This is a genomic window from Micromonospora sp. NPDC051006 (assembly GCF_044456245.1).
Taxonomy (GTDB): Bacteria; Actinomycetota; Actinomycetes; order Mycobacteriales; family Micromonosporaceae; genus Micromonospora.
In genome coordinates this window covers 36,964-52,291 of record NZ_JBITFP010000019.1, presented here as the reverse complement: position 1 = coordinate 52,291, position 15,328 = coordinate 36,964, and the positions used below count along the sequence as shown (strand labels likewise).

General features: G+C 72.5%; 12 protein-coding genes. All 12 read right to left on the bottom strand.

What is annotated here, in order from left to right; all coding sequences use genetic code 11:
* Position 1 precedes the first annotated feature (1 nt).
* Entirely contained in the window at positions 2-1,639 is a 1,638-nt protein-coding gene (locus tag ACIBBA_RS24490; RefSeq protein WP_396700298.1) for a lipopolysaccharide biosynthesis protein, read from the bottom strand.
* Positions 1,636-3,003 carry an O-antigen ligase family protein gene (locus tag ACIBBA_RS24485; protein ID WP_396700297.1) on the bottom strand — a complete coding sequence of 456 codons (1,368 nt, stop codon included), beginning with the start codon at positions 3,001-3,003 and terminating at the stop codon, positions 1,636-1,638. The genes ACIBBA_RS24490 and ACIBBA_RS24485 overlap by 4 nt, the downstream gene beginning before the upstream one ends.
* Before the next feature lie 2 nt (positions 3,004-3,005).
* Positions 3,006-4,601, bottom strand: coding sequence for a lipopolysaccharide biosynthesis protein (locus tag ACIBBA_RS24480; protein ID WP_396700296.1), 1,596 nt, complete (start codon positions 4,599-4,601; stop codon positions 3,006-3,008).
* Positions 4,594-5,160, bottom strand: coding sequence for a DapH/DapD/GlmU-related protein (locus ACIBBA_RS24475; RefSeq protein ID WP_350871033.1), 567 nt, complete (start codon positions 5,158-5,160; stop codon positions 4,594-4,596). The genes ACIBBA_RS24480 and ACIBBA_RS24475 overlap by 8 nt, the downstream gene beginning before the upstream one ends.
* An 86-nt stretch (positions 5,161-5,246) precedes the next feature.
* Positions 5,247-7,190, bottom strand: coding sequence for a hypothetical protein (locus ACIBBA_RS24470; RefSeq protein ID WP_396700359.1), 1,944 nt, complete (start codon positions 7,188-7,190; stop codon positions 5,247-5,249).
* A 210-nt stretch (positions 7,191-7,400) separates the two neighbouring features.
* Positions 7,401-9,104, bottom strand: a complete 1,704-nt coding sequence (locus ACIBBA_RS24465; RefSeq protein WP_396700295.1) for a glycoside hydrolase family 26 protein — start codon at positions 9,102-9,104, stop codon at positions 7,401-7,403.
* A gap of 143 nt (positions 9,105-9,247) precedes the next feature.
* Positions 9,248-10,072: a shikimate dehydrogenase gene (locus ACIBBA_RS24460; RefSeq protein ID WP_396700294.1), complete on the bottom strand. Its 825-nt coding sequence runs from the start codon at positions 10,070-10,072 to the stop codon at positions 9,248-9,250.
* Positions 10,072-11,268 carry an endolytic transglycosylase MltG gene (gene mltG / locus ACIBBA_RS24455; RefSeq protein ID WP_396700293.1) on the bottom strand — a complete coding sequence of 399 codons (1,197 nt, stop codon included), beginning with the start codon at positions 11,266-11,268 and terminating at the stop codon, positions 10,072-10,074. Before mltG ends, ACIBBA_RS24460 begins: the two co-directional genes overlap by 1 nt.
* Positions 11,268-11,726, bottom strand: a complete 459-nt coding sequence (ruvX, locus tag ACIBBA_RS24450; protein WP_350871042.1) for a Holliday junction resolvase RuvX — start codon at positions 11,724-11,726, stop codon at positions 11,268-11,270. The genes mltG and ruvX overlap by 1 nt, the downstream gene beginning before the upstream one ends.
* Before the next feature lie 73 nt (positions 11,727-11,799).
* Positions 11,800-14,478 carry an alanine--tRNA ligase gene (gene alaS / locus ACIBBA_RS24445; RefSeq protein ID WP_396700292.1) on the bottom strand — a complete coding sequence of 893 codons (2,679 nt, stop codon included), beginning with the start codon at positions 14,476-14,478 and terminating at the stop codon, positions 11,800-11,802.
* Complete coding sequence (locus tag ACIBBA_RS24440) at positions 14,475-14,780, bottom strand: hypothetical protein (RefSeq protein WP_350871045.1); 306 nt, start codon at positions 14,778-14,780, stop codon at positions 14,475-14,477. The genes alaS and ACIBBA_RS24440 overlap by 4 nt, the downstream gene beginning before the upstream one ends.
* Before the next feature lie 27 nt (positions 14,781-14,807).
* Entirely contained in the window at positions 14,808-15,269 is a 462-nt protein-coding gene (locus ACIBBA_RS24435) for a DUF948 domain-containing protein (protein ID WP_396700291.1), read from the bottom strand.
* Between the last annotated feature and the right edge of the window lie 59 nt (positions 15,270-15,328).

Below are 15,328 nucleotides of genomic sequence, written 5' to 3'. Positions count from 1 at the left end.
CTCACCTGCCCTTCATGGACGCCGCGGCGGCATCGGCGGCGGTCGGCGCCGCCTGCTCCCGGCCACGGATCTGACTCATGGTCACCCGGATGCGCCGTCGCACCCGGGGCAACGTCAACAAGCCGACGCAGCCGGCCGCCAGCACCGCCAGCGCCACCACCAGCCCGGGGATCTCCCGCCCGGCGCCCAGCACACCGGCCAGCGCCGCCACACCCACCGCGGCGACCGTTCCGGCCGCCGCCCGCAGCAGCGCCGCGTCGACCAGGGGCTGACCGACCACCGCCCGGGCGCAGCCGGCGGCGGTGAGGTTCTCGGTGACGATCCCGGCCGCCCAGGCCAGCGCCGCGCCGGTCGCGCCGTGCCCGGGGATCAGCCACAGCCCCAGGGAGACGGTGACCAGCAGGCCGGCGAGGGCGGCGGTCAGGTGCAGGCCGCTGCGCCCGCCCATCAGCAGCAGGCTCTGCACGTTGCCGACCCCGGTGTTGACCAGCATCGCCAGCGCCAGCACCGTCATCGCCGGCGCGCCGGCGGCGAACTCCGGGCCGAAGAGCTGGAGGAAGGCCGGCCCGAAGACGGCGAGCAGCAGGTAGACCGGCCAGGAGAGCACCAGCGCCCAGGTGGTCAGCTGCCGGTGCACCGCCGCCGCGGCCGCCCGCTCGCCGCGGCCGAGCAGCCGGGACAGCTGCGGCGACACCGCCACCCGCAACCCCTGCATGGCCAACTGCCCGGCGAGGATGTAACGGCCGACCGCGCCGAACACGCCGGCGTCGGCCTGCCCGGCGAGCACCGAGGTGAGCAGCACCCCCACCCACATGCTGCCCGCGTCGATCGCGGCCGAGGCGGCCCGGGGCAGCGCGAACCGCCAGAACACCGACCAGTCGGCCCGCTCCGGCCGCAGCACCGCGCCCCGGCCGACGCCGAGCGGACCGGCGACCAGAGTGAGGCAGACCAGCAGCGCGAGCGCCGCCGGCACCAGCCAACCGGTCATGCCGGCGAGCAGGCCGCCACCGGCGAGGGCGGCCGCGCCGACCAGCACCGGCCGAGCGACCGGCAGCAGGAAGAACTGCACCGCGACGTACGCCCGGATCGGCCGTACGCAGCGCAGCGTCGCGAGCAGCAGAGTCATCCCGACCACCACCGGCACCGCCGCGAAGCTCAGCGCCAGCAGCGGCGGGCCGGCGGCGCCGGAGCCGCCCAGCAGCCGGGGCGCGAACGCGTCGGCGGCCAGCACCCCGACGCCGGCGACCAGCACCGCGACGGCCAGCGGCGGGATCAGCGCGACCGGCAGCACCCGGGCGGCGTTCCCGCCCGACCCGGTGCGCCGTCGCGGCAGGGCCCACATCAGCCCGGTCTCCGCCCCGAGCGTGCAGACCGCGGTTGCGACGGTGACCACTCCGATCGCGGCGAAGAAGGCACCCGAGCCCACCGTGCCGTAGCCCCTGGTGATCACGACCGCGAGCACGAAGCCGAAGAGGCCGCTGGTCGCGGCGCCGACCAGCCCGGCGGCGCCGCTGCGGGCGCCCCGGCGGGTCTCCACCGTGCGGTCGGCCGGACCGGCGCTCTCGTCGACGGCGTCGGGGCCGGTCGCCGAACCGCCGGACGCCCCCGTCGGACCGCCGGGGCGGGTGGCGGCGGTCATGCCGGCACCGCCTCGGGACGCCGGGTCGGGCGCGCGCGCCGGGTGGCCCGGGCCCGCGCCTCCCGTTCGGCGAGCGCGATCGCGAACGTGATGGCGAAGAACGCGACGGCGAGGTTCGGGCTGGCCATGCCGTAGAACGGGAACTGCACCAGGCAGACCACCGGGACCACCGCCAGCCACTGGCCGGCGGCCGAGGTGGCCCGGGCGCAGAGCACCGCGGCGACCACGAACCAGGCGAGGAAGCAGAGCAACGCGGGCACGCCGTGGCTGAACAGGACCATCCAGAGCTGCCCCTGGGTGCCGATCGGCGCGGCCGCGGTGACGGTGTCCACGTTGACCGGCGCGCCGTAGCCGAGCCACGGTGAGTCCGCTATCCGCCGGATCACCTCGAGATAGAGCGAGAGCCGGTCGGTGTTGGTGTCGCTGGACTCGACCCGGTTGCCGATCAGCTCGGTGACCGGGATGAACAGGGTGGCGAGCCCGCTGATCACCACGATCCCGACGATGGACGCCGCCACCCGCACGTTGCCGCGCAGACCGGCCCGGATGCCCAGCACGGCCAGCCCGGCGCCGAGGCTGAGGAACATCCCCCGGTTGAGGGTGAGGAACGCCGGCGCCAGCGACAGCGGCAGCGTCGCCAGGAGCAGCCAGCGCAGCACGCCGCGGGGGCGCAGCATGGTGTACGCAACCACGGCGGGCAGCGTCATCGCGTACGCGCTGCCGTAGTTGTTCGTGTACGGGAAGGGCGCCGCCGGCCGGTAGATCGGGTTCAGGGACCGGGCGCTGTACTCGGCCGTGCTCAGGTGCACCATGTCCTGGATGAACGGGTTGCCGGCCACTCCGCCCGGCAGCAGCAGCTCCATCGGCGTGGTCATCGCCAACCGGGGCACCAGCACCCCCAGCCAGCCCAGCACGACCAGCCCGCACCAGAACGCGCAGAGCGGGGTCAGCACGGCCACCGGGTCGGCGCGCTCGCGCACGGCGGTGTAGACGTAGACCCCGACGACCAGCGCGGTGGCGTAGAAGGCCAGCCGCAGCGTGAACGACAGCACCGCAGACGGCGCCTGCAACTGGGTGGCACTCACCACCACGATGCAGAGGAACAGCAGCCAGATTCCCGTCGCCGGGGGCAGCGGCACCCGCCCCCGGGTGACCAGCAGCACGAAGAGCAGCGCGCCGAGCAGCGGCCAGCCGAGGTAGAAGGCGCCGGCCAGCCACCAGAGCGGCACCAGCCCGAACATCACCGCCAGCGGCCAGAGCGGCAGCAGCGGCGGCGCGGGCGCCGGCGACGGGCCGAGTGGAGCGGCCGGCGGCGGATCACCCCCGGCCGGTTCGCTGGTGGCCGGGGCCCGGGTGGCCGACACGGTCAGCCCCGGCCGCTGCGGGTGAGCACGAAGCCCAACGGCGTCACCCCGGCGGCCCGCAACCGCTCGACCAGCCGGCGCAGGTCGCTCTGCCGGGTCCGGTCCCGCTCCACCACCACCACCGCGGTGCCCTGGCGGGCGATCGCCACGCCGCGCTCGTCGGACTCCGCCGGCGGGGCGTTGTAGAGCACCAGCCCGTGGTCGGCGCCCTGACGCCAACTGCCGAACCGGACGCTGCCGATGCCGACCGGCACGTCCTCGGCTCCGATCACCCGGCCGTTCTCGCCGCCCTGCGCGGAGGTGACCCGCGGCAGGGTCAGGGTGGCGTCCGGGTCGGTGGAGGGGCGCGCGCCGGGCGGGTGCGGCGACGGCCGCCGCGCCGCCGCGTCCGCCGCCACGGGCGTCCCGGCCGGGCGCGGCTTGGGCACGATCGACCGGTTCGGTTCGGCGACCGCCGGCAGCCGCCCCCGGTCGGCGAGCACGGCGGTACGCAGCCGCTCGACGCGCCCGCTGTCGTCGGCGACGAACACCTCCCGACCGTCGGCGGCCAGCGCCACGGCGAGCCCGGCGGTGAGCCCGCTCGGATCCTCGCGGGCGGTCAGCAGGGAGACCCGGGCGGGCTGTCGAACCCGCTCGGCGATCGCCATCGCCACGTAGCGCACGTCGGCGTCGACGGCCCGGCGCGGGCCCCGGAACCGCTGCCGCCGCACGGTGCCCAGCAGCGGCAGGCCGGTGGCGTCGCGACCGTCGGTCACCGAGCGGATCCGCCGGTCCATCGACTCCCAGAGGTAGGCCAGCATGATCCCGATGAGCAGACCGCCGAGCAGACCGGCGAGGAGGTAGGTCGGCCGGTGCCCGGCGGCGGAGACCAACGCCTTCTCCGCGGTCTGGGTGACCCAGCCGGGGTTGACGTCGACCGCGGCGATCTCGGTACGCGCGGAGTTGAGCTGGGTCAGCTGGCTGTTGATCCCGGCGAGCTCGGCCACCGCGGCGTCCCCGGCGGCGGTGTCGCGGGCGCCGTTGACCCGCTTCTGCACGGCGCTCTGCTGGGCGACGACCTTGGCGATGCTCTCGTCGTAGGAGCGCAGCATCTCGGAGCGCTGCTTCTCGTACATGGTGCGCCGCACGTCCAGGTAGGCCTGGGCGGCGAGGTTGGCGCTCTCCACCGCGCGCTGCGGGCTGGGCGCCTGGTAGAGGAAGCGCAGGATCTGCCCGCCGGTCGGCACCTCGACCTCGAGCGCGGCGCGGATGTCGCGCGGGTCGCCGTCGACCGCGTCGGCGAGCCGCTGCACCACCTCGGTGCCGGTGGCGATGCCGCTCTCCACGTTCATGTTCACCGCGCGGTCGGCGCCGGCGCCGCTCGGCGTGAACGCGTCGGTCACCACCGGCCGGACCGCCACCACCGCGCTGGCGGTCACCGCCGACGGGACCAGCACCAGGTAGCCGAGCGCGGCGAGCAGGCCGACCGCGGCCACCCCGGCGACAAGGCGGAACCGGTGCAGCGGCACGCGGAGCAGGTCGGTCAGGGTCACCGTACGGCCCGCACCGCCGCCGCGCGCGGTGTCGGCGGGCCAGGAACCGGCTGCTGGGTCAGTCATGGAACTTCTTCACCGTCTGTTGAGGATTGCCGACGACCACGACGCCCGGCGGCACGTCGGTGCGGACCACGGTGGCGGCGCCGACGACGGAGTCCCGGCCGATCCGGACGCCCTTCAGCACCAACGCGTGGGTGCCGATCCAGACGTTCTCCTCGACGACGATCGGGGCCCGGGTGGCCGGGGTGGCCGGGTCGTGCCGCAGCTTGGGCGGCAGGTTGTGGAAGTCGCTGTCGAGCAACTCGCAGTCGGAGAGCAGGCAGCGGTCCTCGATGGTCACCGAGGTCCAGCTGCCGATCCAGGTGGCGTTGAGCAGGCAGTCGGCCCCGACCCGGACCTCGCCCGGGCCGGCGAAGCGGACCAGCTTGTTGATCCGGGTGCGCTCGCCGATGTGGACCCTGATCCCGCGACGCAGCCGGATCCGGCCGCGGATCTCGACGTCGCGGCCGAGCGTCAGCCGCCGGTAGCGCAGCCGGTACCAGCCACGTTTGACGGCGAAGACAACGCGCACCGCGCGCCCACCGCGGAGACCACCGGCGCCGGCCAACGACCCCTCCCCCATGTGTGGCAGGGCCGGCGACGGTGGTCCCGTCGCCGGCCCGACGTGAACAATCTACCGATGATCGGCTACGAAGAGTAGACGGCCGATCACTGCACCGCGAAGAACGTCGACGGCGAGGACCAGGTGAGCTCGGGTGTCGCCGTCGCCACCACCGTGGTGGCCGTCCCGTCGACCACCGGAGCGGCCGTCGGGTCGAACGGCACGCTGCGCAGCGTGCCGTCGGTGGCGCCGTAGACGATCCGGCCGCCGACCCAGGCCATCCCGCGCACCGTCGACCAGGTCACCCCGGTGGTGGGCAGGCTGAACTCGGTGGCGCCGAGGTAGTTGCCGTCGATCTCGAAGTAGCGGTAGTAGAGCGCGTTCGCCCCGCTGCGGGTGTAGTAGAGCCGTCCGTTGAGGAAGAACGCGCCGGTCAGCGCGGCCGGGTTGTACCAGTCGTTGTAGCCGGAGGCCTCCCACGGCGCGCCGATCGCTCCGCCGTTGAACAGCGAGATGTCGATCCGACTGCCGGTGGGGGTGCCCGCCACCGCGTGCGACCAGTAGATCCGGTCGTCGACCCGCCAGGTCGCGCCGGCCGCCGTGTAGTTGGGCTGGCTGACCGCGGTCGGCGTGCCGAGGGTGGTGCCGTTGAAGGGCACCTTGGCCACCGTGCCCGGGCCGGTGCCGAGGTAGAGGTTGCCGGTGGTGGCCGTGGGCGGGTTCTTCGGGGTGATGGTGCGCCCGCCGGCCAGCGGGAACATGCCGAGCCGGCCGTGGTACTCCTCGCCCATCCCGTCGGAGTTGTGCCCGAAGTAGAGCCCGTCGGATCCGCGCCAGAGCACCGGCACCGCGGACCCCCACGAGCTGGCGCCGGACGGCAGCGCCGAGCCGCCGCTGCGGCGGGGGTTCCAGTTGATCGGCATGCCGGTGGCCGGGGTGACCGCTCCGATGCCCAGCCGGTCGACCGCGCCGGCGCCGGCGTTGTCGCTGGCGTTCGGGTTGTTCAGCCAGCGGAAGTGCCCGCCGAGGTAGATGACGTTGTCGGCCACCTCCACCGAGGTGACCGTGTCGTTGCCGGTGAAGTCGACCCAGGTGGCGAGCTGGCCGCTGCCCCGGTTCGCGGTCTCGAACCGGACCAGGGCGTCGCAGTAAGCGGCCGGCCAGCCGGCGCCGCCGTTGGTGCCGACCACGAACCAGCTGCCGTCGCCGCCGAACTTGACGTCCTGTACGTAGTGGACGAAGGTCGCCGGGGCCGCGCACGGCGGCACGAACTTCTCGGTGCTCCAGTCCAGCACGGTCGGGGTGCCGGTCAGGTCGATCAGCGCCATCTGGTTGCGCGGCAGGTCGTTGACGTTGAGGAAGTTGCCGCCGACGGCGAGCGTGCCGCCGTCGGGCGAGACGTCGATGGTCCAGACGTACGACGTGGTGCTGTGCCGCCCGACGGTGGCGTTGATGTTGAAGGTCGGGTCGATCGCGCCGGTGGTCGCGTTGAGCCGGCCGAGACCGGCGTGCGCGGTGCCGTTGAGCCAGTTGAACGCGCCGGCCACGTAGAGCCAGTTGCCGTGCAGCACCAGGTCGCGGACCGTGCCGCCGTCGGAGCGGCCGACCCAGCTGTCGATGATCGCGCCGGTGGTCGGGTTGAGCGCGACCAGGTTCCGCCGGGCGACCCCGTTGACGTTCTTGAAGGTGCCGCCGACGATGAGCGTCCCGCCCGGGCCGGCGATCAGCGTGTTGACCGCGCCGTCCAGCACCGGGAGGAAGCCGGTGGAGATCGTGCCGGTGCTCCGGTCGTACGCGAAGAGGTAGCGCTGGGTGACCCACGCGGAGCTGGCGGTCTGGCGGATCTGGGTGAAGCTCCCGCCGACGAACACCAGGTTGCCGACCTCGGCGAATGCCCGGGTCTCACCGTCTCTGGCGTGCGGGGTCGCATTGGCCGGGTTCGCCGACACCACGGTGGCCGGCTCCGGCGTGGGCACCACGGCCGCGGAGGTCACGGTCGGCACGGCGAGTACCGCGGCGACGGTGGTCAGCGCGACCGTCCCCGCCCAGATGCGAATTCTTGTCGAAGGGCGCCGGGAGAACGGGAGTTCAGGCACGCTACGCCTCCAAGATGGATGAGAACCCGCGTAGCGTGCCTCGCCAACCCTGGTGGCCGATATCCGCCGATTGGGCGGTCAGTGAATCCGCTAGCTGACAGAACGTGGCCGAGTCGGATGTCCGCCCCGACCCGGCGACGTCCCGTCACCCGCCGGTCAGCGTCGTCAGCGGCTCCCTCCGGTGGGCTGCCGCAGGTAGCTGTCCTGCCCGGCGCGGGCGAAGCCGGCCAACGCGGACGCATCGTGGTTCATCGTCATGTTGCAGTTGCCCGTGGTGGTGGTCATGCCGGCGGAGTTGAAGTAGATCGCTGCCTTGATCTTCGGGTGCGCCTTCAACGCGGCCGGGAACTCCTCGAACCAGCGCCGCTTGGCCGCCGGGTCGGCGGAGTTGAAGTTGGTGCCGAACTCGGCGAGCATCCGCGGCTTGCCGGCGCCGATGCCGTGCTCGTCCAGCCACCGGTAGAAGCCGCCGACCGTGGTGCTCGGGCTCTTCCACACCGTGCTGCCGTTGCAGACGTGGAAGTTGTACGGGTCGTAGGCCACCCAGTCGACATAGCGGTCGCCCGGGTAGAGACCCGCGTACCGGTTGTAGTGCCCGGACCAGCCCATCATCGTCCAGACCCAGACCGCGTTCGCCGCACCGGCCGCCGCGAACCGGTCGTGCACGTGCCGCCAGGCGCGGACGAACTCGGCGTCGCTGCCCTTGGCCGGCTCGTCCTCCGGCTCGTGGTCGAAGCCCATGAAGACCGGCACGCCGGTGTCGCGGATCCGACCGGCCACCGCGTCGATGGTCGCGTCGTGCCGGCCACTGTAGATGTCGGCCCAGGTCAGCACCTTGCCGCTGGAGAAGATCCGGGACTCCCAGGCGAAGAAGAGCAGCCGGCCCTCGCGCATCTGCTGCCGCTCGTAGACGTCCGGGAAAGCGCCGTTGCTGCCGGTGTTGGAGAAGTCGTGGTAGCGGTGCACGATGTCGAACCGCCGTCCGACCTGCGCTTCCACCTCGGTGACGGCCCCGCCGTGATCCCACCCGTCCGCCGCGCTGGTGGGCGAGTACATGCCCCACCAGGCGCCGCAGGAGGGCACCAGCTCCGCCGACACCTCGCCGCACCGGCCGGAGCCCACCGACGGGCTGGGCGTCGCGCTCGGCGTCGGCCGGGCCGGACTGGTTGTCGGCGACGGCCGCGGCGGGGCGCTGGGCGACACGCTCGGCGACGGTGGCGCGACCGCCGGGCTGGTCACCACCGCCGACGGCCGGGTTCCGATGTCGTATGTAATGAGCAGCCGGGGCCGCAGTTCCGGATCGCGGTTCTCGGTGGCGGCCCAGTAGACCCGGGTCTCCAGGCCGGTCTGCGCCAGCGACACGGTCCAGGTGCCGTTCCCGGTCACCAGCTTGGAGACGTCCCACTCGTTGAAGCCCGGCCGGACAGCGGTGACCGTGGCCAGCGCCGGGCCCGGGACCGCCGGGGCCGGCCGGGCGGCCCGGGCGTCGACCGGCGACGCGTGCGCGGTCACCGTGGCGGCGGCCGTGCGCCAGGAGTGCACCCGCAGGGTGGCCCGGACGTTGACCGCGGTGGCCGGCACGGTGGTCACCGCGAACTGGATGACCGCGTCCCGACCGCCGCGCGGGTTGCCGTCGCAGCGGGCCGGGCAGGTGGCCAGGGTCGTCTTGGCCGAGTTGTCGCCGTCCTGGGTGACCACCGTCGCGGTGGTGTCCGCCGCCGCCCGGATCGAGAGGTCGTCGCTGGCCAGCAGCGGCATCATGGTCGCCACGATGCCGGCCACCACCGACGTGCCGAGCACGCTGAGGAGCACGGCCTTACGCCGGGCGCCGTGGTGTCGGATGAGGCGGTGCAGTCCTGGCCTGCTCACCGGAAACTCCCTGTGTCTACTGCGTTGACGGAGAGCAGCGTATCGACGGTCACCGCATGTTGGCAGGAAGTCAGGGGTACCTAAGCGCGTCTTAATCCTGGCCTAAGGCGTGCCACAGTGGGCGGTCGGCGGGCGGGGCCGGGTCAGCGCTGGCGGGCGGCGGCGAGCGCGGCGGCCATCGCCTCGCGGGGGGCGCGCACGCCGGTGAACTGCTCGAACTGGCCGACCGCCTGGGCCAGCAGCAGGTCGAGCCCGGAGACGATCCGGCAGCCGGCCGCCTCCGCCGCGGCGGCCAGCGGGGTCGGCCACGGGTCGTAGAGCGCGTCGAAGAGCACCGTCTCCGGCCGCCAGCTGACCGTGCCGGCGAGCGGGTCGGCGACCCCCTTCGGCACCGTCGAGACCACCACGTCGGCGCGGCACAGCTCGGCGGCCTCGACCCATGGCGCGCCGGTCATCGGCAGGCCGAGCACCCGCGCCACCGGGCGCAGCTCGTCGACCGCCGCCGCCCGCCGTGCCACCACGGTCACCGTGCGGGCCTCGAGCTGCGCCGCCGCGGCCAGCGCCGCGCGGGCGGTGCCGCCCGCGCCGAGCACCGTCACCGTGACGCCGGGACGCACGCCGGCGGCGGTGAGCACGTCGACCATGCCGGCGACGTCGGTGTTGTCCGCGTACCAGGAGCCGTCCGGGCGACGTACCAGCGTGTTGGCCGCACCGACCGCCGTCGCGACCGGCGAGGCGGCGTCGGCCACCGCGAGCGCCGCCTCCTTGCCGGGCATGGTCACCGACAGCCCGGCCCACTCCGGGCCCAGGCCCGCGACCAGCCCCGGCAGCTCCGACTCCGCGCACTCCATCCGGGTGTACGACCACCCGGTCAGGCCGGCCGCCGCGTAGCCGGCGTTGTGGATCACCGGGGAGAGGGAGTGCGCGATCGGCTTGCCGAGCACCGCCGCCCGCCGTCGTTGCGCCATCAGATGATCCCGGCCTCCCGGGCCTTGTTCTCGTTCTGCTGGTGCTGCTCGTAGGTGTCGGCGAAGGCCGAGTGCCCCTGCTTGTCGATCGCCACGAAGAAGAGCCACTTTCCGGGCGGCGGGGACATCGCGCCCTCCATGGCCTGCTTGCCCGGGTTGTTGATCGGAGTCGGCACCAGACCGCGCAGCTTGCGGTTGTACGGGTTCTTCGGGTTGTCCAGGTCGGCGGCGGTCATGTCCTTCGACGACTTGGTCTGCTGACCGCTCGCCTCCAGGTAGTAGTTGACCGTGACGTCCATCTCCAGGCAGCCGCACGGGAACTCGCCGTAGACCCGGTTGTAGGCGACCCGGGCGACCTTGCCCAGATCGTCCTTGTTGCCCGCCTCGGCCTGGGCCAGCGAGGCGACGACCAGCGCCTCGTACGGGGTGATCCCGCCGCGCTCCTTCTGCACCCGGTCGGCGAACTGGATCGAGCCGGTGACCGAGAGGAAGTTGTCGACCATCAGCTTGAGGACGCTCTCCGCGGTCGCCTTCGGCGGGATCTCGTAGGTGTCCGGGTAGAGGAAGCCCTCGATCGACGGCTTGACCTTCTTGCCGTCGCTGCGCTTGAACCACCAGTCCGGCACGCCGAGCCCGATCGGGTCCTTCGCCGCGGTCTCGAACTCCTTCACCGGGATCTTCGTGTGCTCGGAGAGCAGCTTGTAGACGTTCTTGGCGGTGCGGCCCTCCGGGATGGTGACCCCGTTGACGATCTTGTTCTTGAGGTCGAGCATCGCGGTGACGGCGCTCTCGCCGCTCATCTGCTTGCGCAGCTTGTAGAGGCCCGGCTGGATGTTCTTGCTGCGGGAGTTCGCCTCGGCGGCCTCGATGAACGCCTTGGTGCTCTTGATCACCCCGGCGTCGTAGAGCGCGACGGCCATGTCGGCGATCAGCGCGCCCTGCTTGATCTCGACGCTGACCTCGCCGGTGCCGGCGCCGTCGTAGTCGGGGGTGACGAAGTAGTTCTGAATCCGGTCGAAGCCGTAGAAGGCTCCGCCACCGATACCGCCGAGCAGGACCAGGGCGAGCAGCAGGGCCAGCACGGTCTTGCCACGTCCACCGGACTTCCCGTTGCGTTTGCGGGCGAAGCCGCGCCGGTGTCGGCCCTTCTCCCCCCGCTCCGCCTCATCGAAGCCCAGGTCCAGATCGTCGATCATTACGTCCGCCTCCGCTGCGCGTCCAGCCAGCTTTGCAAGATCTCCACCGCGGCCGCCTGGTCGACAACCGCGCGTTGACGTTTCCCCCGGACCCCACGCTCGGCAAGCCTACGAGAAGCCACGACCGTGGACATCCTCTCGTCGGTGAGCGTTACCGGCACGGGCGCTATTACATCGGCCAGTCGGTCAGCGTACGCCTTCACATGGACGGCCGCCGGGCCGTGCTTGCCGGCAAGGTTGACCGGAAGGCCGAGGACGACCTCGACCGCCTCGTGCTCCGTGACCAGGGCGGACAGCTCGGCGAGGTCGGTGGGCACCGCGTCGGGCGCCGCCGTGAGGTCCCGGGCGAGGGTGACCAGAGGGGTGGCCAGCACCCCGTGCGGGTCCGACCGGGCGACGCCAACCCGGACCTGCCCGACGTCCACGCCGAGGCGCACCCCCCGCGACAGCCCGGTCACCGGCCGTCACCGGCCGGATATGACGAACCAGGGCGGACCGAAGCGGTCCGCCCTGGCTGGTTGAGGTCGGCCATCACGCCTCGGCGATCGCCTTCTCTACGGTGAGCAGCAGGTTCGGCGCCTCGGCGGCGGGCAGACCACCGCCCTGGGCGAGATCGGGACTGCCACCTCCTCGCCCGGAGAAAGCTGCCTTGACCAGGTCCGACGCGGCCAGTCCCCGGCCCCGGGCCGCCTGGTTCACCGCGACCACCAGCGACGCCTTGCCGTTGTTGCGGGCCGCCACCGCGACCACCGCCGGCCGGGCCGGGTCGATCTTGCCGCGGATCTCCTGGGCGAGGGTCCGCACGTCGTTGCCGCCCGCGCCCTCCGGCGCCTCGGTGCCCACGTACGCGACTCCGCGCACCTCCTTGGCCTGGGCGGCGAGCGCCGCAGCCCCGCCGAGCACCAGCTGCGCGCGGAGCTTCTCCAGCTCCTTCTCCGCGTCGCGGAGCTGGGTGACGGTCTGCTCCACCCGGTCGGCCACCTGCTCGGAGGGCACCCGGTAGAGCTCGGCCAGCCGGGAGACCAGCAGGTGCTCCCGGGCCAGGAAGTTGAACGCGTCCATGCCGACCAGCGCCTCGACCCGGCGTATCCCCGAACCGATCGACGCCTCGGAGAGGATCTTCACCAGGCCGAGCTGGGCGGAGCGGGCCACGTGCGTGCCACCGCACAGCTCCCGGGCGTAGTCACCGACCTCGACGACGCGGACCTCCTCGCCGTACTTCTCGCCGAAGAGCGCCATCGCGCCGATCCGCCGCGCCTCGTCCAGCGAGGTGATGAAGGCGTGCACCTCCAGGTCTGCCAGGAGCACCTCGTTGACCTGCTGCTCGACGTCGCGCAGCACGCTCGGCGACACCCCCGTCGGGGTGTTGAAGTCGAAGCGCAGCCGGCCCGGCGCGTTCAGCGAACCCGCCTGGGTGGCCGACTCACCGAGGAAGTTGCGCATGGTCTGGTGCACCAGGTGCGTCGCGGTGTGCGAGCGGGAGATGGCCCGCCGGCGGGTGGTGTCGATCTCGGCGAAGCCGGTCTCGCCCGGGCGCACCTCACCCCGGACCACCCGGGCGCGGTGCACGATCAGGCCGGGCACCGGCTGCTGCACGTCGAGCACCTCGAGCTGACCGGCGCCGACGGTGATCATGCCCTGGTCGGGTTGCTGGCCACCGCCCTCGGCGTAGAACGGGGTGACGTCGAGCACCAGCTCGACGGTGTCCCCCTCGACCGCCGCGCCCAGCGGACCGGACGTGCCGAGCAGCGCCCGCACCCGCGACTCCCGGGACACCTCCGAGTAGCCGGTGAACCGCACCGGGCCGCTCTCGTCCAGCACCGCCCGGTACGCCGACAGGTCGGTGTGCCCGGTCTTGCGGGCCTGCGCGTCCGCCTTCGCCCGGGACCGCTGGTCGGCCATCAGCCGCCGGAAGCCCTCCGCGTCCACCTGCAGGCCCTGCTCGGCCGCGATCTCCAGGGTCAGATCGATCGGGAAGCCGTACGTGTCGTGCAGCTGGAACGCCTTCTCGCCGGAGAGCGCCGCCCCGCCGGCGGTCCGGGTCTCCGCGATCGCGGTGTCCAGGATCGTCGTGCCCGCCCGCAGCGTGGACAGGAACGCGTCCTCCTCCGCGTACGCGTACTCCGCGATCCGGTCGAAGTCGGTCGCCAGCTCCGGGTAGGACGGCGCCATGCAGTCCCGGGCCACCGGCAGCAGCTCCGGCAGCGCCGGCTCCTGCCAGCCCAGCAGCCGCACCGACCGGATCGCCCGGCGCATGATCCGGCGCAGCACGTAGCCGCGCCCCTCGTTGGACGGGGTCACCCCGTCGCCGATCAGCATCAGCGCGGTCCGCACGTGGTCGGCGATCACCCTCAGCCGCACGTCGTCCGGGTGCGACTCGCTGGCCACGTGGCCGGAGTGCGCGCCGTACCGCTTGCCGGTGAGCTGGGCCGCCTTGTCCAGGATCGGCCGGACCTCGTCGATTTCGTAGAGGTTGTCGACGCCCTGCAGGATCGAGGCCATCCGTTCCAGGCCCATGCCGGTGTCGATGTTCTTCGCCGGCAGGTCGCCGAGGATCGGGTAATCGTCCTTGGTGGTGCCCGGGCCCCGCTCGAACTGCATGAAGACCAGGTTCCAGAACTCCATGTAGCGGTCCTCGTCGACCGCCGGGCCGCCCTCGCGGCCGTACTCGGGGCCACGGTCGTAGAACAGCTCGGAGCACGGACCGCATGGGCCGGGGATGCCCATCGACCAGAAGTTGTCCGCCTTGCCGCGACGCACGATCCGCTCGGCCGGCACCCCCACCGACCGCCAGATCTCGTACGCCTCGTCGTCGTCCAGGTAGACCGTCGGCCAGATCCGCTCCGGGTCGAGGCCGTAGCCGCCCTGCTCCCGCGACTTGGTGACCAGGTCCCAGGCGAGCGGGATCGCCCCGTCCTTGAAGTAGTCACCGAAGGAGAAGTTGCCGTTCATCTGGAAGAACGTGCCGTGCCGGCTGGTCTTGCCGACCTCGTCGATGTCCGGGGTCCGGATGCACTTCTGCACACTGACCGCCCGCCGGTACGGCGGGGTCTGCTGCCCCAGGAAGTAGGGGACGAACTGCACCATGCCGGCGTTGACGAACAACAGGTTCGGGTCGCTGATGGCGGGCAGCGGAGCGGACGGCACCACGGCATGGCCGTTCGCCTCGAAGTGCGCGAGGTACCGCCGCTTGATCTCCGCCGTCTTCATCGCTGGTGTTCCTCCGGAAAGATCTCTCGATCGCCGATCCGCGGGTCTTCCCGCAGGTCGGCGAAGTGGTCGTCGAACGCCTCGCCCTGGGCGAACGCGTGGTGGATCTCCTGCTCGCGCTCGGCCATCCCGACCCGGACGTCCTCCACGAAGCTACGCAGCGACTCGACCAGGCCGCCAGCGGATTCGGACATCGTGCTCGCGATGCCGGCCGGGGTGTACGCCTGTGCGGTACGGGTCGCCTTGCGGACCACCACCACCCCGACGGCCAGCCCGATGCCCAGCCAGAACAACCGTCTCATGCTCGTCGCACCTCCTGGTCGCCGGCGTCAGTGCTCGACGCGCCGGGCGGCCCGCCGCTGCTGCTTTATGGTGTCGCGCACCTCACGCTCGGTCTCGGCGTGCCGACGGGCCGAGGCGGCCTTGCGGACGCCGTAGCCGAAGGCCGCGACCTTGACCAGCGGGTTCGCCGCGGCGGCCGAGACCACCGCGACGAGATTGGCCACGTTGGCGGTGACGTTCTGGGCGTGGCCGGTCATGTTGTCGACCTTGGCCAGCTGGAGGTTGACACCGTCGAGCGACGTCTGCACCTGCTCCAGGGTGGTGTTGACGTTCCTCACCGTGGTGTTCACGTCGCCGAGCAGCGGAGCGGTGCGGTCGTTGAGGTCATTGATCATCCGCGTGGTGGCGTCGACGGTGTGTCGCAGCCGCAGGATGGGCAGCGTCAGGATCAACACCAGCATCGCGAACGCGATCGCCGCGATCAGCGCCGCGACCTCTCCAATGTCCACGCCTGTCCTCCTCAAGCAGAGTTCCGGGGACCGGACGTCCCCGGAACGTGCGACCTTGG

Excerpts from the sequence above, each read along its gene's own strand:
- ACIBBA_RS24490 (WP_396700298.1), bottom strand. The coding sequence starts at position 1,639 with ATGACCGCCGCCACCCGCCCCGGCGGTCCGACGGGGGCGTCCGGCGGT.
- ACIBBA_RS24480 (WP_396700296.1), bottom strand. The coding sequence starts at position 4,601 with ATGACTGACCCAGCAGCCGGTTCCTGGCCCGCCGACACCGCGCGCGGC.
- ACIBBA_RS24475 (WP_350871033.1), bottom strand. The coding sequence starts at position 5,160 with ATGGGGGAGGGGTCGTTGGCCGGCGCCGGTGGTCTCCGCGGTGGGCGC.
- ACIBBA_RS24460 (WP_396700294.1), bottom strand. The coding sequence starts at position 10,072 with ATGGCGCAACGACGGCGGGCGGCGGTGCTCGGCAAGCCGATCGCGCAC.
- mltG (WP_396700293.1), bottom strand. The coding sequence starts at position 11,268 with ATGATCGACGATCTGGACCTGGGCTTCGATGAGGCGGAGCGGGGGGAG.
- alaS (WP_396700292.1), bottom strand. The coding sequence starts at position 14,478 with ATGAAGACGGCGGAGATCAAGCGGCGGTACCTCGCGCACTTCGAGGCG.
- ACIBBA_RS24440 (WP_350871045.1), bottom strand. The coding sequence starts at position 14,780 with ATGAGACGGTTGTTCTGGCTGGGCATCGGGCTGGCCGTCGGGGTGGTG.